Genomic DNA, 17962 nt, shown 5'->3' with positions numbered 1-17962 from the left:
TGATGACACAGGCCGGTGCGCGGGTGCCCGTCACGGAAAGGTTCCACAATGAGGGCAGGCGCGGGTTTGGCACGGATTGCAATTGTCGCTCTCGGGCCGCGGAGTTTGGGCGCTCTTGAAGCTTTGGTGACGCATCTGGCGGACAGCGGGTGCCGTGTGTCGGTCGATGTGTTCGAGCCTTCCGACGCACCGGGTGCAGGGCCGAATTTTCACCCCGACGAAAGCCCTCTGTGCTTGTTGAACATTCCGTGTCGCGACATCGCCATTCGCCCGCCCGTGTTTTCGCGCTGTGGCAACTTTGTCGAGTGGTTCGCCAAGCGAACAGGCGAGCAGGCAGACCCCGACAGTTTCCCCCCACGGGCTGATCTGGGGCGGTATCTGCAGGCACGGCTGGATGATCTGCTGGACGCGGCCCAGGGGGCGATCACTGTCATTCGCGAACAGGTCACACGGATTGAACGCAGTGGCGCGGGCTGGCGGGTGCGAACAGGTGGCACATTGCATGCGCCCTACGACGAGGTGCTGTTGACCCCCGGCCAGCCCAGGGTGACGCCCGATGCACAACTGGCCGAATGGCATACGCATGCCAACAGCAGTCAGGGGCAACTGGCACCGGCCTATCCGGCAAGGCAACTGGCAGACTGTGCGCTGGGTTGGACAGGCCGGTCTGTCGCGATCCGCGGTTTGGGACTGTCGACCTTTGACGTGTTACGGGTGCTGACATGCGGGTTGGGCGGGCGGTTTGATGCGCAGGGCTATCATCCTTCGGGGCGCGAACCCGCGTGCATCCATCCGTTTTCGCTGAACGGCCATCCGCCCTTTCCCAAACCTGCGACAAAGGCACTGGATGCGCGGTTTGACCTGCACAGGTCGGAGGTGGATCGGTTTTCGCAAGCGCTGGCACAGGCCGCTGTGGTCGATCCGGACAGTGCAGCGGCGGTGATCAACGCAGCGCTGATCCCTGTTGTGGCCCGCATCCTGTCTGCCTGTGGCGCGGCGGTGCCGGAGGGTGCCGTTGACGAATGGCTGCAGACCGAATGGACCAACCCCGGATCGCAGGAAAATTACTCCCCGCCTGAGGCACTGCGCATCGGCATCGCTCTGGCTGATGGCAGCTATGTGCCGACCATCGGATATGCGATGGGGCAGGTCTGGCGCAAGGTGCAGGACGCCCTGCGCGCGGGTTATAACCCTGCCGACGCGCCCGCCGCTACCGCTCAGGCGATGGTTGGTTTCGATGAAGGGCTCAAACGGTACAGCTATGGCCCGCCGCTGTCAGCTGCTCGCGAATTGATGGCGCTGATTGATGCGGGCATTGTGGTGCTGAACCTTGCTGCCGATCCTGATGTCATCCTGACAGACAGCGGTTGGACGCTGGAAGCCTCTGGCCACACCGCCCGCGTTTCGGTCATGATCGACGCAGTGCTGCCCTCGCCCGATCTGTCGGCCATCGACAAGCCACCCGTTTCCCCGCTGGTGGAAGACGGCGTGTTGGCCCCATTTGCCCAAGGGCTGGCGGCACGTACAGCACCCGATGGGCAGGTTCTGGATGAAGAGGGTCGTGTGGTGCCGCGCTTGTGCCTGTTGGGCCGACTTGCCCTGGGCAGTGTGATCGCGGTCGATTCCTTGCACGACTGTTTCGGAAAATCTTCGGACCGCTGGGCCAAGGGGGTGTGCGCGCGCCAAAATCTCTAGATCAGCGTAAGCAGGCGCGGGTACTGGCATGACAATGCCGCCGCCGAAAGCTTCTTTCAGCTATCGATCCGAGAACGCGTCAGGCGGCAAGGCGACCCGACCCGCAAGGAAGGAAGGAAGGAAGGACGTGTTCGAATACGTCGAGTTCTTCTTCAACCCGAAACGCAAGCACACGAACTACGGCATGCAGTCGCCCGTTGAATTCGAAATCAGACAGCAGAAACCGAACGAGGCACGGGTCAGTGTCTAGGAAACTAGCGGCACCGCAAGTCGTCCTGACGGCCATCATGCGAAAGCTCCTCATCCTCGCAAACTCGCCCGTCAAAGAGGACCGGAAATGGTAAGAAGTCAGAGCTTGACCAATAGGGGTATATTAGGAAGGGGCCGAACGATTGGGCACTTCGACCGCAAGGTGGTCGATCAACGCCCTGACAGCGGGCACGAGGCCCTTGCGGGAAGAGAACACGGCATGGATTATTCCAAAGGGGGAATGCCAGTCGGGCAAAAGATGCACGAGGTGCCCCGCGTCTATCTCGCTCCGACCGACATGTTCGGGGAGCAGCGCCACGCCCAGCCCTTCCAGCGCGGACCGGCGAAGGACATCGGAACTAGCACAAAGAAGTCGTGGTTGATGCGAGAGAGTCTGCGTCGCGCCATCGGGACCAACAAGTGTCCATGTGACCTCGTCGGTCTCATGGTCCATCGACAGCGTCGGCAATTCGGTCAGTCGCTGGAGAGTGATCGCGCCGCCCGTGGCGCGCAAAAACTCGGGACTTGCGGCAAGGATCAGACGAGACCGGCCAAGTTTCCGCATGAACAGATTGGGATCGGTATCGAAAGTGCTCCGGATGCGCAGGGCCACATCCACCCGATCTTCCACGAGGTCGGCGGGCCGATTGAGAATCTTGAGTTGCACCCTGACTTTCGGGTATCGGCGCAGGAACTCCGGCAGAATGTCGATGAGGAGATCCTGAAGCATCCCCTGTGGACAGCTCACGCGGACCATCCCGTTGGGATCCAGCTGCGCGTTCGCCGCCACGGCCTCTGCGGCTTCCGCGCCTGCCAGCATTGCGACGCAGGCCTCGTAGAAGGTTTCTCCCACGTCTGTCAGGCGTAGACTGCGGGTCGTGCGTTCCAACAATCGCACGCCGAGTCGATCCTCCAATTGCGCCACGCGCTTGCTCAGGGTGGCCTTGGGAACCCCTGTCGCCCGTGTGGCAGCCGAGAAGCCCTTATATGTCGCAACAGCATGGAAATAGTAGAAATCGTTCAGATCCTGCATCCAAAACCCCGTGGCCCTTCGCTGCACATGGGACATGGATGATTGTTTCACTGGGGAGATGCAACGTCTTTCAGGGGCCCCCTAATGCCCGGATGCCGCACCCCTAGATATCAAGGGCAACGACGGGGATCACACCTCGCATCGTCTGGAAATACTGGAGGAGAGCCCCATGGCCAAAATCGCCATCATTTATTACTCGAGCACCGGTCACACTCACAAGATCGCGGAAACCGCCGCGGAAGGCGCCCGCGCCGCGGGTGCCGAGGTACGCCTGCGCAAGGCGGCAGAGCTTGCCCCCGATGCCGCCATAGACAGCAATCCCGCCTGGCGCACCCACATCGAGGCAACCCGCGATGTGCCGGAGGCGACTCCGGAAGACCTCGAATGGGCGGATGGTTTCCTGCTGGGCAGCCCCACACGTTTCGGCCTGCCCGCCGCACAATTGAAGCAATTCGTAGACCAGTGCGGTGGCATGTGGTTCACGGGCAAGCTGCAGAACAAGGCGGCCGGTGCCTTCACCGGGGCTGGCAATCCGCACGGCGGTCAGGAATCGACCCTGCTGGCCCTTCAGAACGTCTTCTATCACTGGGGATCCGTGATCGTACCGGTCGGCTACACGGACCCGCTTCTCGGCGAGGCTGGTGGCAACCCTTACGGTGTAAGCTACACCGACACCGGACAAGAGCCGCTGCCCGACACCGTGCTGGCTGCCGCCAAATACCAAGGTCAGCGCATCGCCCGTTTTGCTGACGTTCTGGCCCGCAACATCGACGACCTTTAAATCCGGAACGCGTAGCAATCGACGCGGCCCGATACGTATCAAAGGAGGACCGTTCATGACCACCGAACATCAGCGGGACGTCGCCCGCGTCGACAGCCCCCAGGTCGGTCGGGGTATGACGGACGAACACCTGGTCCGTCCGCTCGTGCCGCCGGATGACTTTGCGGCGAGCGATCCCTTCCTCCTCTTGATGGAGGACACGTTCCCCCTCGGGGTTTTTGATCGCCACCCGCATCAGGGAATCGAAACAGTCACTTATGTGATCGACGGGGCCGTGGAACACTTCGACAACCACGGCAATACCGGGCTCTTCGAGGCGGGCGACGCATTGTGGCTGACGTCGGGGCGGGGCATCGTTCACAATGAACAGCCCGCAAGGGGCGAGCCCGTTCATCTTCTCCAACTGTGGGTGAACCTGCCCGCCGCAAGCAAGCGCGTACCGGCGAACTTTCAGGAACTTCGGGCCGCCGATCTTCCTGTCCGGCGCGAACCGGGGGCGGAAATCCGGGTCTTTTCCGGATCATCCGGGACGGTCACTGCGCCGACCACAAATCACGCCGCGGTCACGATGGTTGAAGCCCGTCTTGAGCCGGGCGCAAGTATCGAACAGGACTTGCCTGCCGATTATACCGCATTCGTCGTGGTGCTGGAGGGCTCCGGTTCGATCGGAATGTCCCGGACAAAGGTGACGGCGAGCGAAGTCGCCTGGCTTACGAAGGGTGATGACCAAAGCGCCGTTCGTCTGACTGGCGGTGCAGAAGGTCTGCGGGCCATCCTGTTTGCAGGCAGGCCGATTGGCGAACCCATCGCGGCCCGTGGCCCGTTCGTCCTGAATACAGATGCCGAACTCGACGCGGGTTTCCGGGAATATCGCCGCAGCGGCGAGCGCTTCGGTCTCGAAGGGTAAGGGAAGGAAATCGTCCAGAATACCGCAAGATCGGCCGATCCGCAGAGCAGACGAGCTCGGGTCGGCCTGAAGCATCGCTCGAAGGACCGCGAAAAAGCGATCTTCCCTGCGACGGGACGGTGGCGTCGAAAGGAGAGTAGCATGACAAAAGAGACCTCAAATTACGACTATATCGTCGTGGGAGCCGGATCGGCAGGCGCAATCGTCGCCACGCGGCTGACCGAAGATCCTTCGACAAGGGTTTTGCTGATCGAAGCGGGACCAGAAGACAGTAGCTATTGGTCTAAGGTGCCAATCGGTTTCGCCAAGATCCTGATCGACGATCGTTACATGTGGAACTATGAGACCCAGCCCGAGCCGGAATTGAAAGGCCGCAGCTTTCCGCTACCGCATGGCAAGGTCGTCGGAGGATCGAGCGCAGTCAACGGATTGGTTTTCACTCGCGGGCTGCCCTACGATTACGATAGCTGGGTCAAGATGGGCGCCAAGGGCTGGGGTGCCGATGACACCTTGCCGTACTTCAGGAAGCTGGAAAGTTGGGCGGGCGGGTCCGACGCGTTTCATGGTGGCGATGGCCCGACCGGCGTCGAGAATGCACGCTGGCAGACCCCGCTGGCAGATGCCTTCATCGCCGCGGCGATGAACACCGGGTTGCCGCGCAATGATGACTTCAACGGGGCAAAGCGCGATGGCGTAGGCTACGCGCCGTTGGACACGCGTCGGGGGCGTCGATCCTCCACGTCTGAAGCGTATATCAAGCCCAATCGCAACCGGACAAATCTTCACATCATCACGGAGGCCCTGGTCACGCGCATCCTGTTGGAGGGTCGACGCGCCGTCGGCGTGGCCTACGAACGCGGCAATCAGGAACATGAGGCGCGCGCCAACGCGGAAGTCATCCTGAGCGCCGGTGCCCTCCATACGCCCCATCTGCTGCAAATCTCCGGCATCGGGCCGGGCGCACTTCTACAGGCGAATGGCGTGCCGGTGATCCGGGACCTGAAAGGAGTGGGTGAAAACCTGATGGATCACGTCCAGACCGGACGGACCTACATCACGAACAGTCCCCATACCTTCAATCGCGCTGTCGGTAATCCGGTCTCGCAGCTGAAAGCGGGCATCAATTACTACATGGGTCCGCGCAACGGTGCGCTCACCAACGGGCCGTCCTCCGTCATTGCATATCTCCGCTCGAGTGATGGTTTGGAGGAAGCCGACGTCTTGATGCACTTCCTCCCGTTTCTGCCCGACGATACCGGGTGGGGCTTGAACAAGCAGTCGGGGTTCCGGATCGCGATGTTCAAATCTCGCCCCGAAAGCCGTGGCTTCGTGAGGCTCTCGTCGCCTGATCCAAAAGCGGCACCGTCGATCGTGTTCAACCATCTTTCGACGCAAAGTGACGTCGATACCCTGCTGTATGGTATGCGATTTGCGAAGCAAATGAGCGAAACGGCCCCGCTTTCGCAGCATGTCATCAAGGAGCTCGATCCCGGACAGCAAGGCGAGAGCGAAGAAGGTCTGCTCTCCTTTATCCGAGGAAACGCGAATACCAGCTTCCACTACGCCGGTACGGCCCGGATGGGCGACGACGACTTGGCAGTGCTCGACCCCAGTTTGCGTGTGCGTGGAATCGATCGCCTGCGGGTGATTGATGCATCGGCAATGCCCACGATCACGTCAGGCAACATCAATCCGGCTGTGTTGATGATCGGTGAAAAGGGGGCCGATCTGATCCGGTCCACTTGATCCGAACCTACAAGCACACAAGGCCGTGCCACGGCGGAAAAACTAATTCAAAATGGAGACACACATGAACATCGACCTTACAGGAAAGACCGCACTCGTCACGGGATCGACGGCAGGCATCGGCTTTGGCATCGTTCAGGGGCTGGCGGCTGCGGGCGCGACGGTCTTCCTGAATGGCCGGACCGCCGAAGAAGTCGATGAAGCGCTCGCCAAGCTCAGCGGTTCCGTGCGCGGCGTTGTCGCCGAACTCGGGACGCAAGAAGGCCATGAGGCTCTGCTCGACGCCGTGCCGGAAGCGGATATCGTAGTCAGCAATCTCGGCATTATCCAGATGGCCGAATTTTTCGAAACCGACGACGACATCTGGAACCGGCACTGGAACACCAACGTCATGACCGGCGTGCGGCTCGCCCGTTCCTATCTGCCGAAGATGGAGAAGAAGGGGTGGGGACGTTTCGTGCTGCTGGGATCGGAATCGGGTTTCACCATTCCGGTCAACATGATCCATTACGGCGTGAGCAAGGCTGCCGATATCGCGCTGGCGCGTGGTCTGGCCAAGCGCATGGCAGGAACCGGCGTGACAGTGAACTCCGTGCTGCCCGGACTGACCTTGACCGAGAGCGTCACGAACCTGCTCAATGAGCTGCATGGCGACAGCGACAAATCCATCGAGGAGCTGGCGAACGAGATGGTGAGATCGGAGTATCCCGCCTCGCTCATCCAGCGCGTTGCTACCGTCGAGGAAGTCGCAAACATGGTGGTTTATCTCGCCTCGCCGCAGGCATCTGCCACGACGGGGGCGGCGCTGCGTGTGGATGGCGGCGTGATTGATACCGTCTAACGCATGCAGCCGCCATCCACACGTTGTTCATTTCAGCCAGCTTAAGGAAACCTACCATGGCAAAGATTTTCATCATCAACGGTCATCAACCGCACCCTGTTTCACCGGGCAACCTCAACGAGGCGTTCGTGGAGCGAGCCGAAGCCTTTTTTCACAAGAGGGGTGATGACGTCCGCAAGACTGCGGTTTCCGAGGGATATGATGTGCCCGCGGAGATCGAGAAACTGAAATGGGCCGACATCGTGTTTTTCCAATCACCGATCAACTGGATGGGTGTGAGCTGGGTCATGAAGAAGTATATCGACGACGTATGGACGGCGGGCATGGCAGGCGATTTGTCGGTTGGCGATGGTCGCAGTTCAAAGAACCCGAAGTCGGGCTACGGCCTGGGGCCGAAGCTTTCCGGGAAATACATGATGTCGTTCACGGCAAACGCGCCACGCGAGGCATTCAATGACCCCGAGCAGAAATTCTTTGAGGGCCTGAGCGAGGATGAGCTGATGCGCCCGATGCATCTCAACTTCAAATGGACCGGGCTGGAGCCATTGGCCACATACGTCATCTATGACGTGCTCAAGAACCCCGACATCGATGCTGATTTCGCCCGTTTTGAAAAGCATCTTTCGAATGAATTCGCTGAAATGGAAGATGCCGCTTAGGGCGAGCACAGGCTTTGCCATCCTGCCAGAGGTGGTGACAGGAGTTGGCCCAAGGTAGATGCAGAATGTCGTGCTGCGCGATGATCTGCCAAGAAGCGAGATCGGAAAGGTTCTGAAAAAAGATCTGCGCATGCCCTATTGGGCTGATTGATCTATCGAAAATCGGACAAGCCATTCGAATGGCAAAGACGCCCTGACAGGCAACTGTGGTGTCGCGGTTCTTGCACAGCTATTGCGCTTGCCTTGAGGCACCCCTTATCGCCGACAGCGTTGAAATCTATGACTTCAGGCAGCGTTAGGGGTTTCAGGTCTAACGCTGAACGCTGTTTCCGCCAAAGCCTGTTATCAACTTCGGCGCAAGAACCTGCCACTCGGGCGGATCAAATTTGCGCGTTTATTTCAGATCCCCTGGCAGCAGATCGACTGGCATGTTCTGATAGCAGACCGGTCGCAGAAAGCGTCGGATTGCAAGCGTGCCCACGGAAGTGGCACCGAAGTTGGTCGACGCCGGGTAGGGGCCTCCATGCACCATGCTGTCGCAGACTTCCACACCGGTCGGGAACCCGTTGGCAAGCACGCGGCCCGCCTTGCGTTCCAGAACCGGCATCAGCTGTTGCCCGATTTCGGTGTCGCCTGTGTCCATATGCAATGTGCACGTCAACTGGCCCTCCAGGGATTTGGCCGTTGTCAGCATCTGGTCGAAGTCCTTTACCCGAACGACCAGACCAAGCGGCCCGAACACCTCTTCACCCAGCGCCTCGTCGGCCAGCCACGCGTCTCCAGTGGTTGCGTAGAGGTAAGGCGTCGCGTTGCGCAGGTCGCACATGGAGGAGACCACTTCCTGCACGCCCGTGGTGCCTGCGATGCGGTCGCGGCCTTGACGGTAGGCTGTCGCGATGCCGTCCGTCAGCATGGTCTGCGCCCCGACGGGCTCAAGCGCCTTGGCCGCGGCTTCGATGAAGGCATCTGCGTCCGGGCCGTCGATCACGACGGCGATGCCCGGATTGGTGCAGAACTGCCCGGCACCCATGGTCAGCGATCCGGCCCAACCTTCGGCAAGGGCTTGCCCGCGTGCCTTCATTGCTTGGGGCAGGAGAAACATCGGATTGACCGAGCCCAACTCGCCGAAGAACGGGATCGGCGACGGGCGCTGCGCGCACAGATCGAACAGGGCGCGACCACCGCCAAGGGAGCCGGTAAAGCCGACAGCGTTGATCAGCGGATGCCGGACAAGCGCCTGTCCCACGTCACGCTTGCCTCCCTGGATCAGTGAAAACACACCAGGATGCACGCCGCATGTCGCGATGGCGGCCTTGATGGCCTCTGCCACGATTTCGCTTGTTCCGGGATGGGCCGAGTGGCCTTTGACGACAACAGGGCACCCTGCGGCCAGTGCGCTTGCGGTATCGCCACCGGCGGTGGAAAACGCCAGCGGGAAGTTGGAGGCACCAAAAACAGCCACCGGGCCGATCGGGCGCTGCACCATCTTCAGGTCCGGCCGGGGCAGGAGGGCCCGATCGGGCAGTGCCTCGTCGTGGCGGCGGTCAAGGTAGTCACCCTTGAGGATATGATCCGCGAAAAGCCGCAGTTGCCCGATGGTGCGTCCGCGTTCGCCCTCAAGCCGGGCTTCGGGAAGACCGGACTCGCGGCTGCCGACCTCGGAGATCTCTTCGGCGCGCGCGTCGATTTCATCCGCGATGGTGTTCAGGAAAACCGCCCGCTCTTCGCAGGTCGAATAGCCGTAAGTCCAGAACGCCTCTTCCGCAGCGCGGCAGGCCCGATCGACAAGCGCCGGTGTACCAACGGCAAACTCATGCGCCGGGCCGCTCGCCGGTTCGTTCTGAAAAGTGGTCTCTCCGGCGACCCATGCGCCGGCAATCAGATGCTTGCCGTGTGGCGTGAATGTGGTTTCGTCGAGCATGGGATCCTCCTGTTTCATCGGTTGTTCTGTTTCCGCCATGCGGCGAATTTCTCCAGGTTTTCCTCTTTCGTCGCCGGATAGAGCCCGATGATCGTCGCACCGTTCTGTACCTGTTCGAGCGCGAAATCCTCATAGGCCGTCATCTCGATCGCCTCGTCCGCGACCTCATCCGCGAGATGCGCGGGAATGATGATGATGCTGTCATCGTCTCCGACGACGATATCGCCCGGAAACACCGGAGCGTCACCGCATCCGATGGGTTCATTGATGGCGATGGCTTCGTTGGTGGTCAGGTTGGTCGGGCTCGACGGGCGGTTGTGATAGGCTGGCATGTCAAGCTTGGCGATATTCATGGCGTCGCGGAACCCGCCATCGGTCACCACGCCGGCACCGCCGCGCATCATCAGCCGGGTGATCAGGATGTCGCCCGCGCTTGCCGCATAGGCGGATTTGCGGCTGTCCATGACCATGACATGTCCCGGTGGGCAGTCTTCGATCGCCTTTCGCTGCGGATGCTCGGGGTTGCGGAATTCTACCAACTGGTTGCGATCTTCTCGGGCGGGCATGTAGCGCAAGGTAAACGCCGGGCCGACCATGTTCTTGCCCTTTTGCGAAATCGGACGCACGTCCTGAATGACCTGGTGCCGCAAGCCGCGCTTGTAGAGGGCCGTTGCCAAGGTCGCCACCGACACATGCTCCAGCTTTTGCTTGGTTTCGGGTTTCAGCGGATGATCCGTCATCTTTGGGTCCTCAGATAAGGCCGTTCGCGGCCATGAAAGTGTTGAGTTGATGCTGCTGCGCCGGCGTCAGAGGCCAGGCAGAGGGCGGGCGCGCCGGGCCGCAGTCCAGCCCTAGCGCCAGAAGCGCTGCCTTGACACCGGTCACGTTGGTGCCGTTCAGTTCTTCGGCGCGGATGTCTTCGAACGCGCGCATCCCGGCAATCAGTCGGTTTGCCTCGGGATAGTCCCCGGCGTCCAGGGCGGTGTGAATTGCCATGGAACGTTCCGGCCAGACATTGATCAGGCCACTTGTGAAGCCACGCGCGCCGACCGCGTAGAGCGGCGGCGCCCAGACCTCGGCCAGCCCGCCGACCCAGGTGATGCCGGGATCGCAGGCGCCTATAGCGGCGGCCAGTTTCAGCGGGTTCGGCGTGGCCCATTTCACACCCTTCACGCCCGGAAGGGCGCACAGGTCTGCAATTGCCTGAGTGCCGATGGCGTCGTTGCGCAGATAGAGCATCACCGGCATTCCGCCGCTTGCGTCGATGATGGCCCGAACGTAGTCCAGCGTGCCGCGCGGGCTGACGAAGGGGTCGGGGGGCTGGTGCACCATAAGTGCCGCGGCACCTGCCTCGGCGGAGGCTTTGGCCAGATGGCAAGCGTCCCGCAGTCCGCGACCGACCCCGGCCAACACCGGCGCACGCCCGTCGACCAGCGCGGTCACCTCGCGCACCATCGTGCAGGCTTCGTCCGTGGTCAGCGCGTAGAACTCGCCCGTATTGCCGTTGACCACCGGCATGTGCACCCCGGCATTCAGCGCCCGGTCGAGGATCGGCGACAGCTTGTCCGGCGCGATGTCGCCTTTGTCATCGTATGGTGTGACCAGAATTCCGGAAATACCAGCCAGGGCTGTATCAAGATCATGTGTCATCAGAAAATATCCGGTTCACCTGCCGCGGGGCCATGCTCGCGGGTCAGGTAGTCAAAATCGCAGCCGGTATCGGCCTGGCCGACGTGCTTGGAGAACATCCAGCCCCAGCCTCGCTGGAACCGCGGTTCCGGGGCGACCCATGCGGTGCGGCGAGCCTCCAGTTCCTCGTCGGACACCAGCATGTCCAGCGAACGGTTCGGCAGATCCAGCCGTATGATGTCCCCGGTCCTGAGCAGGGCAAGCGGCCCGCCGACAAAGCTCTCGGGGGCGACGTGCAGGACACAGGCGCCGTAGGAGGTGCCCGACATCCGCGCATCCGAGATCCGCAGCATGTCACGGTGTCCTTGTTTCAAGAGCGCCTTTGGCATCGGCAACATGCCCCATTCGGGGAATCCGGGTCCGCCCTGCGGGCCTGCGTTGCGCAGCACCATCACGTGATCCGGCGTGATATCGAGCGTCTCGTCATCCACCGCCTTCTTCATCTCTGGATAGCTGTCGAAGACAATCGCGGGGCCTTCATGCACGTGGTATTTCGGATCGCAGGCGGCCGGTTTGATCACGGCCCCCAGGGGCGCGAGATTGCCCCGCAATACCGCGAGTGATCCCTGGTGATAGACCGGGTTCGACAGCGGTCGGATCACGTCGTCGTTGTAGACCTGCGCAGTGGCGATGTTATCGCCCACGGTCTTGCCGTTGACGGTGATGCACGATGTATCGAGCCGATCCTCAAGCTGTTTCGCCATCGCGAGCAGGCCACCGGCGTAGTAGAAATCCTCCATCAGGTAATCCTTGCCGGACGGACGGATATTGGCGAGCAGCGGGGTGTCGCGACCCAGCGCGTCGAGGTCGTCAAGCGTCAACGACACACCGGCGCGTCTGGCCATCGCGATCAGGTGCACCACGGCGTTCGTCGAGCATCCGGTCGCCATCGCCACAATCGCCGCATTCTTCACCGCACTGTCGGTCACGATCTTGTCGGGTGTCAGGTCTTCCCACACCATGTCCACCACGCGCCGACCGCATTCGCTGGCCATCCGGCTGTGGTTTGCATCGACGGCCGGGATCGACGACGCACCGGGCAGGGTGAGCCCGAGAGAATCCGCAATCGCGGTCATCGTTGAGGCAGTGCCCATCGTCATGCAGACCCCGTGGCTGCGCGCGATGCCGCCCTGTACGCCGCGCCATTCCTCTGCCGAAATATTGCCCGCACGGCGCTCGTCCCAGTATTTCCACGCATCGGCCCCGGAGCCAAGAACCTTGCCGGCATAATTGCCGCGTAGCATCGGACCGGCAGGCAGGAAGATGAAGGGAACGCCAGCGCTTAACGCACCCATGATCAGCGCGGGCGTCGTCTTGTCACAGCCGCCCATGAGGACGATGCCGTCGAACGGATGAGACCGGATGACCTCTTCGGTCTCCATCGCCAGCATGTTGCGATAGAGCATGGAACTGGGCTTGGTGAATTGCTCGTCCACCGACAGCACCGGCATTTCGATAGGAAAGCCACCCGCCTGAAGAACGCCGCGCTTCACTTCCTTGGCCCGTTCCGGAAAATGGCCGTGGCAAGAGTTGATCTCGGACCAGGTGTTTAGAACTCCGATGATCGGTTTGCCGCAGAATTCCTCCTCGGCATAGCCCAGTTGCATCATCCTGGACCGGTGCCCGAAACTACGCAGGTCATCGGGCGCAAACCAGCGCGCGCTGCGCAGGTCATCAGGGGTCTTGATCTGCGAATCCTTCATGCTTTCCTCCCGACAGATTTCCTAGACTGTATGCGCATACATTATCGGATCGTCAACGCAGATGGTAAATAATGAGAGAATTAATTTGCTGGGTTGACACGTTGTGCAGCGTTGTGGTCATACAATGTATGCGCATTCATCATTGCGTGAGTCGTCTGACGCACCATTCGAAGCGTGTGAACCAAATGGAGCCAAACGCCGCCACCCGGCGGTTCATGGGAGGAAAACAATGCCCTTTACCCGGAGAACACTTCTTGCCGCAGCCAGCACCGCTGCGCTGTTGGTCCAACCGATCAGCGCAGCTGCTCAGGATCTGCCACGCAATGTCCGCATGGTTATCGGTTCAACATCGACCGGCGGTGACACCTATCAGAACTCGGCGATTGTCGCAGACGCTCTGGCGGAGCATCTGGGCATCAACATCAAAGTTGATGCTGTTGGCGCGACCGAGGCGTTCAAGGCGCTTGGCCGTGACAGCCGCGGCACCACGCTGATGATCTTCCACGACCAATCCTATCTCGGGAACCTCTATGGCGTGACCGGATACGACAACCCGTTCGAAAGTTACACCGTCGGCCAGACCGTCGCGATCAATCCTGGCAATGCCTATCTGGTGACCTGCAACAGCCCTTACCAGTCGATGGAAGACATCCTGAGCGCTGCTGAAGGCGGCGAGCGCGTGCGCGTCGCCATCCAGCCGGGTGGGGTATCAGAAGTCGGCTTCTCGGCCATGAAGAACGCCGCTTCGGTTCGTGCGCCCGGCTCCGAGGAGAACATCGTCGCCGTCAACACCGGATCGCAATCCGACAAGAACCAGGCAATGTGGGACGATCTGGCCGATGTGATCAATGGGTCCATTCAGGCCAACGAGCAGTTCACCCAACTGCCGCAGGACGATCAGAAGTGCATGCGCTTCGTCTGGATCACCGCGCGCGCCGAAACGCTTGCTCAGGCCCCGGCCGAAGGCATGGGCAACACCACACGCGACGAGCTGCTGCAATACGCATCGCCCGAAACAAGCGTGACGCTGGACGGCGAAGAAGACTTCACCTTCGACAAGGAATTCTTCTTCCTCTACAATCCGAACATGGACCCGGCAATCATCGACCAGATCGACACGGCCCTGACAGCGATCTTCGAAGCAGGTGAGATCCAGGAACGTCAGAAGGCGTCCTTCTTCATTCCAAACTTCCTGCCGGCCGAAGATGCCCGTCAGCACCTGATGGACAAGCGCGACACCTATTCCAAGGTGATCGAGCAGATTTCCGGCGACAGCTGAGTGCCATCCGGCCCGGACGACTCGCGTCCGGGCCTTTGCTGTTCTTCCATGGGAGGAAAGAATGGACAGCCTGACACAGGTCACCATTGACTTCGATCGCTCGCATCTGATCTTTCCGACGCTGATCGGAGGCATCCTTGTGCTGCTGGGCCTCGCCATCATCGCCAAGCGGCGCCATAAGCTTGCCGAGGCAGGTGCCTATTGGGGGCAGATTGCTAGCCACATGGACAAGCCGCGCTTCCTCGGAACGCTGGTTCTGACGGTGCTCTATTTCTCTTTGATGGTTCCCGTCGGGGATATCTGGCCGAATACCGGACTGGGATTCCTGATCTGCTCGATTCCCTATGTCTTCGCGACAGGCGTGCTTTTCATGCATGAACGGACATTGAAACAGATGCTTTTGATGCTTGTCATTTCTGTCGTTGCGCCCGCGCTGGTCTGGTGGCTCTTCACCGAGATCTTTTTCCTGACCCTTCCCTGAAGGATACGCCCATGGAATTCCTGTCGCTCATCACCCCTCTGTTCCTAGCCCTCGTTGTCGGGGGAACCTTCGTCGGGATCATCTTCGGTGCCATACCGGGAATGACCGCGACAATGGCCGTGGCCGTCTGCCTTCCGTTGACGTATTCGCTTGGCTTGGAAAACGGTCTGGCGCTGCTGCTCGGGCTATACGTCGGCGGCATCTCGGGGGGTCTCGTTCCGGCGGTCCTGCTGGGCATTCCAGGCACCCCGTCTTCGATCACGACCACGTTCGACGGCTATCCGATGGCCCAACGCGGCGAGGGCGAAAAGGCCCTGCGCATCGGGATCACCTCGTCCTTCATCGGCGGGATCATCAGCCTGTTTGCGCTATACTTCTTTGCGCCGACGCTTGCGGATTTCGCCATCGAGTTTTCTTATGTCGAGAAATTCCTGATCATTCTCTTCGCCCTGACAGTCATGGCGGCGCTGTCAAAAGACATGCTGATGGGCATCTTCTCGGGGTTCCTGGGGATATTCATCGCGCTTATCGGGACCTATGACATTTCCGACGGCGGCAACGGCAAACTGCGTCTCATTCCGCCGGGCACAGAATACTGGCTGGACAGCGGCTTTTCCCTTTTGCCGGTCCTGATCGGTATGTTCGGCCTGGCCGCGATCCTCGACGAGGCCGAGCTTGGCGTGCCAAAGGGCCAAAGCAAAGAAGATGTGAAGATCGGCTCCGGATCGACTTTTTCCTTTTCCGTCTTCAAGGGCCAAGCCGTCAATCTGATCCGCTCATCAGGAATCGGCACATTCGTTGGTATTCTTCCCGGTGTCGGTGGCTCGGCAGCGTCCATCCTCGCATATTCCAACGCCAAGACATTCTCCAAGACGCCGGAAAACTTTGGTAAGGGTGAACCTGCCGGGCTCATCGCCTCCGAGTCCGGCAATAACGGCCTGACCGGTGGCGCACTGGTGCCGCTTTTGTCGCTCGGCATTCCCGGTGACAGCACGACGGCGCTCCTGATCGGTGCCTTTACCCTTCAGGGCATCCAGATGGGCCCGCTCTTCATCGGCAACAACCCCGACACCTGGAACGCCATGATCTTTGCCATGCTGATCGCGAATGTCGCCATGTTCACCATGATGTATGTGGCGATCCGCTATTTCGCGCTGGTCGTGACAATCCCGAAACATGTGCTGTTCCCGATCATCCTGATGATGTGCGTGATCGGTGCCTATACGATCAACTATGGCATCATGTTCGATGTCTGGACGTTGCTGATCTTCGGCCTGTTCGGCTGGGTCGCGGTCAAGCTCCGGCTCGAGGTCGCGCCGTTCATCATCGGTTTCATCCTGGGCCCCTCGGCAGAGATCTATTTTGTGAAGAGCATTGAAAGTTTTGGTGACCTGACGATTTTCTTCACAAAGAGCTGGATTGCCGTGATTTTGTGGGTGCTGATCATCGGATCCCTAATCGCATCGGTCTATATGTCAAAGCGGCAGCGAAAACTGGAAGCTCGCTTGTTATAGCGCTTGCGTGTCGCCGGGAGGGCGTCAAAATATGCCACAGATGACACAGGAAAAGATCAGACAGAACGGAGCGTCTTCCAAGCGCGTGACCATGGCAGCCGTGGGCCGGATGGCCGGCGTGAGCCAGGTCACCGTATCGCGGGCATTGTCCGATCCCTCCAAGGTGTCTCCGGATGCGCTACGCCGCATTCGCGAGGCCATCGAGGTGACCGGGTTTGTGCCCAACGCCATAGCGGGGGCGCTTGCGTCCAATAAGTCACGGCTGGTCACAGCCCTGATTCCGTCGATCACGAATATTGTCTATTCCTCTTTCGTTCGCAGTTTCAGCGAACGCATCCGAAATGCGGGGTATCAAATTCTCCTGTCCGAAACCGGTTTCGACCCGGCAGAGGAAGAAACGCTGATCGCGGCGCATCTGTCTCGTCGGCCGGATGCCATGCTTCTGACCGGGATCCACCACAACGCACAGGCCCGCCGCCTGCTTTTGGGGGCCAATATCCCGGTGGTGGAAGTTTGGGACCTGACGAGCTCTCCAATCGACCTGTGCGTCGGGTTCAGTCACGCCGACGCAGGCCGCAGCGTTGCCGAGTTCGCCCGCAACAAGGGCTATGCACGGGCGGCGACCGTGACGGCGGCGGACGAACGCGCCGACCGTCGCCGCGCTGCCTTTGCCACCCGGTTCGAGGCACTTGGCGGTCAGCCGGTCGCGCGCGCCGATATTGGAGGGGCTGCGCGCTTTGGCGCCGGACGTTCCGCGCTCGGACAGCTGTTGGAAGACCATGGGTTTACGCGCGGCGTGATCTTTTGCAGTTCGGACGTGTTGGCCCATGGCGTGCTGGTCGAGGCACAGGTTCGCGGACTTGACGTTCCTGGCGAAATTGCCGTGATCGGTTTTGGCGATCAGGAATTCGCTTCTGACGTTTATCCATCGCTCACCACTGTCCGGGTCGATCGCGATGCACTTGGCACGCGCGCAGCAGATCAATTGCTGGCACGTCTGGATGACAGTGACAACGTCGAGGCCGTGACAGATGTCGGCTTTGAAGTACAACAGCGTGAATCCGGCTAATGGCATCAACTTGATGGAAAACTATCAAAGATGCCAAAGCCAATATGGATATTTATTACATAAATCGGATTATAGGAAAATTGGCTGTAGCCGGTTGGAAGACGACGGCCATGACGAAATGTTCATTCGCAAAGCACTGCGGGTTCACTGGGACATGGAACTCAGCGAATTTGGTGTCTTCTTTGAGGGTTATCCAGAGGCAAGAATGCGACATGTAGAGGTGCTTCATAAAATGCGCCCTGCCCGGACGGACTATGCGCTCGCTCTGAAACTCAGCAAAAACCTTGGGATATCTCAGAGCCAAGCGACAGTCTGGATTGAACGTGTTCACAACCACCGCAAGGCCAGCCAGGGCTCCGATATCTGAGGTCTACGCCCTGTCAGGCTTTGCTACC

Annotated in this window: 16 protein-coding genes and 1 pseudogene; 12 read left to right on the top strand and 5 right to left on the bottom strand. The window is 60.3% G+C overall.

Annotated features, from left to right (window positions below; genetic code table 11):
* Nucleotides 1-48 precede the first annotated feature (48 nt).
* Both A8B82_RS24770 and A8B82_RS24485 read left to right on the top strand, forming a co-directional pair.
* Nucleotides 49-1695, top strand: coding sequence for an FAD/NAD(P)-binding protein (locus A8B82_RS24770; RefSeq protein WP_067290872.1), 1647 nt, complete (start codon nt 49-51; stop codon nt 1693-1695).
* A gap of 3 nt (nt 1696-1698) precedes the next feature.
* Nucleotides 1699-1945 (top strand): annotated as a pseudogene (locus A8B82_RS24485) (IS3 family transposase); the annotation flags it as partial.
* Nucleotides 1946-2068: 123 nt separating this feature from the next.
* On the opposite strand, the gene A8B82_RS08670 reads toward A8B82_RS24485, so the two are convergent.
* Complete coding sequence (locus A8B82_RS08670; RefSeq protein ID WP_067290867.1) at nt 2069-2977, bottom strand: LysR family transcriptional regulator; 909 nt, start codon at nt 2975-2977, stop codon at nt 2069-2071.
* A 169-nt stretch (nt 2978-3146) separates the two neighbouring features.
* On the opposite strand from A8B82_RS08670, the gene wrbA reads away from it, so the two are divergent.
* From wrbA to A8B82_RS08645, 5 genes are all read left to right on the top strand, one after another.
* Entirely contained in the window at nt 3147-3758 is a 612-nt protein-coding gene (gene wrbA / locus A8B82_RS08665; RefSeq protein ID WP_067290864.1) for an NAD(P)H:quinone oxidoreductase, read from the top strand.
* 55 nt (nt 3759-3813) lie between these two features.
* The gene (locus tag A8B82_RS08660; RefSeq protein ID WP_067290863.1) at nt 3814-4665 is read left to right on the top strand and encodes a pirin family protein; all 852 of its coding nucleotides are present in this window, start codon (nt 3814-3816) and stop codon (nt 4663-4665) included.
* A 141-nt stretch (nt 4666-4806) separates the two neighbouring features.
* The gene (locus A8B82_RS08655; protein WP_067290860.1) at nt 4807-6411 is read left to right on the top strand and encodes a GMC family oxidoreductase; all 1605 of its coding nucleotides are present in this window, start codon (nt 4807-4809) and stop codon (nt 6409-6411) included.
* A gap of 64 nt (nt 6412-6475) precedes the next feature.
* A complete protein-coding gene (locus A8B82_RS08650) occupies nt 6476-7252 on the top strand; it encodes an SDR family NAD(P)-dependent oxidoreductase (protein WP_067290859.1) in 777 nt (258 codons plus the stop codon).
* A 56-nt stretch (nt 7253-7308) separates the two neighbouring features.
* Nucleotides 7309-7911, top strand: a complete 603-nt coding sequence (locus tag A8B82_RS08645) for an NAD(P)H-dependent oxidoreductase (RefSeq protein ID WP_067290856.1) — start codon at nt 7309-7311, stop codon at nt 7909-7911.
* Nucleotides 7912-8305: 394 nt separating this feature from the next.
* On the opposite strand, the gene A8B82_RS08640 is transcribed toward A8B82_RS08645, so the two are convergent.
* Genes A8B82_RS08640 through araD form a run of 4 tightly spaced genes read right to left on the bottom strand, consistent with a single transcriptional unit; the run spans nt 8306 to nt 13224 of the window.
* Complete coding sequence (locus A8B82_RS08640; protein WP_067291122.1) at nt 8306-9832, bottom strand: aldehyde dehydrogenase (NADP(+)); 1527 nt, start codon at nt 9830-9832, stop codon at nt 8306-8308.
* Between the two features lie 14 nt (nt 9833-9846).
* A complete protein-coding gene (locus A8B82_RS08635) occupies nt 9847-10572 on the bottom strand; it encodes a ribonuclease activity regulator RraA (protein WP_067290854.1) in 726 nt (241 codons plus the stop codon).
* A 10-nt stretch (nt 10573-10582) separates the two neighbouring features.
* Entirely contained in the window at nt 10583-11482 is a 900-nt protein-coding gene (locus A8B82_RS08630) for a dihydrodipicolinate synthase family protein (protein WP_067290851.1), read from the bottom strand.
* Nucleotides 11482-13224 carry an L-arabinonate dehydratase gene (araD, locus tag A8B82_RS08625; protein ID WP_067290848.1) on the bottom strand — a complete coding sequence of 581 codons (1743 nt, stop codon included), beginning with the start codon at nt 13222-13224 and terminating at the stop codon, nt 11482-11484. Before araD ends, A8B82_RS08630 begins: the two co-directional genes overlap by 1 nt.
* Nucleotides 13225-13348: 124 nt before the next feature.
* On the opposite strand from araD, the gene A8B82_RS08620 reads away from it, so the two are divergent.
* From A8B82_RS08620 to A8B82_RS08600, 5 genes are all read left to right on the top strand, one after another.
* Nucleotides 13349-14503, top strand: coding sequence for a hypothetical protein (locus A8B82_RS08620; RefSeq protein ID WP_201120770.1), 1155 nt, complete (start codon nt 13349-13351; stop codon nt 14501-14503).
* Nucleotides 14504-14564: 61 nt separating this feature from the next.
* Nucleotides 14565-14984: a tripartite tricarboxylate transporter TctB family protein gene (locus A8B82_RS08615; RefSeq protein WP_067290843.1), complete on the top strand. Its 420-nt coding sequence runs from the start codon at nt 14565-14567 to the stop codon at nt 14982-14984.
* Between the two features lie 11 nt (nt 14985-14995).
* Nucleotides 14996-16498, top strand: a complete 1503-nt coding sequence (locus A8B82_RS08610; RefSeq protein ID WP_067290840.1) for a tripartite tricarboxylate transporter permease — start codon at nt 14996-14998, stop codon at nt 16496-16498.
* 31 nt (nt 16499-16529) lie between these two features.
* Nucleotides 16530-17567 carry a LacI family DNA-binding transcriptional regulator gene (locus A8B82_RS08605; protein ID WP_235604646.1) on the top strand — a complete coding sequence of 346 codons (1038 nt, stop codon included), beginning with the start codon at nt 16530-16532 and terminating at the stop codon, nt 17565-17567.
* Nucleotides 17530-17934, top strand: coding sequence for a hypothetical protein (locus tag A8B82_RS08600; RefSeq protein ID WP_138069711.1), 405 nt, complete (start codon nt 17530-17532; stop codon nt 17932-17934). Before A8B82_RS08605 ends, A8B82_RS08600 begins: the two co-directional genes overlap by 38 nt.
* Nucleotides 17935-17962 lie beyond the last annotated feature (28 nt).

Origin of the sequence: Sulfitobacter sp. EhC04 (assembly GCF_001650875.1) — a bacterium.
GTDB lineage: Bacteria > Pseudomonadota > Alphaproteobacteria > Rhodobacterales > Rhodobacteraceae > Sulfitobacter.
The sequence above is the reverse complement of the archived record's forward strand: the minus strand, read 5'-3'. Positions and strand labels throughout refer to the sequence as shown.

Coding starts and splice junctions, on each gene's coding strand:
- araD (WP_067290848.1), bottom strand. CDS start 13,224: ATGAAGGATTCGCAGATCAAGACCCCTGATGACCTGCGCAGCGCGCGC.
- A8B82_RS08610 (WP_067290840.1), top strand. CDS start 14,996: ATGGAATTCCTGTCGCTCATCACCCCTCTGTTCCTAGCCCTCGTTGTC.
- A8B82_RS08630 (WP_067290851.1), bottom strand. CDS start 11,482: ATGACACATGATCTTGATACAGCCCTGGCTGGTATTTCCGGAATTCTG.
- A8B82_RS08640 (WP_067291122.1), bottom strand. CDS start 9,832: ATGCTCGACGAAACCACATTCACGCCACACGGCAAGCATCTGATTGCC.
- A8B82_RS08645 (WP_067290856.1), top strand. CDS start 7,309: ATGGCAAAGATTTTCATCATCAACGGTCATCAACCGCACCCTGTTTCA.
- A8B82_RS08670 (WP_067290867.1), bottom strand. CDS start 2,977: ATGCAGGATCTGAACGATTTCTACTATTTCCATGCTGTTGCGACATAT.
- A8B82_RS08635 (WP_067290854.1), bottom strand. CDS start 10,572: ATGACGGATCATCCGCTGAAACCCGAAACCAAGCAAAAGCTGGAGCAT.
- A8B82_RS08605 (WP_235604646.1), top strand. CDS start 16,530: ATGCCACAGATGACACAGGAAAAGATCAGACAGAACGGAGCGTCTTCC.
- A8B82_RS24770 (WP_067290872.1), top strand. CDS start 49: ATGAGGGCAGGCGCGGGTTTGGCACGGATTGCAATTGTCGCTCTCGGG.
- A8B82_RS08615 (WP_067290843.1), top strand. CDS start 14,565: ATGGACAGCCTGACACAGGTCACCATTGACTTCGATCGCTCGCATCTG.
- A8B82_RS08600 (WP_138069711.1), top strand. CDS start 17,530: ATGTCGGCTTTGAAGTACAACAGCGTGAATCCGGCTAATGGCATCAAC.
- A8B82_RS08660 (WP_067290863.1), top strand. CDS start 3,814: ATGACCACCGAACATCAGCGGGACGTCGCCCGCGTCGACAGCCCCCAG.
- A8B82_RS08650 (WP_067290859.1), top strand. CDS start 6,476: ATGAACATCGACCTTACAGGAAAGACCGCACTCGTCACGGGATCGACG.
- A8B82_RS08655 (WP_067290860.1), top strand. CDS start 4,807: ATGACAAAAGAGACCTCAAATTACGACTATATCGTCGTGGGAGCCGGA.
- wrbA (WP_067290864.1), top strand. CDS start 3,147: ATGGCCAAAATCGCCATCATTTATTACTCGAGCACCGGTCACACTCAC.
- A8B82_RS08620 (WP_201120770.1), top strand. CDS start 13,349: ATGTATGCGCATTCATCATTGCGTGAGTCGTCTGACGCACCATTCGAA.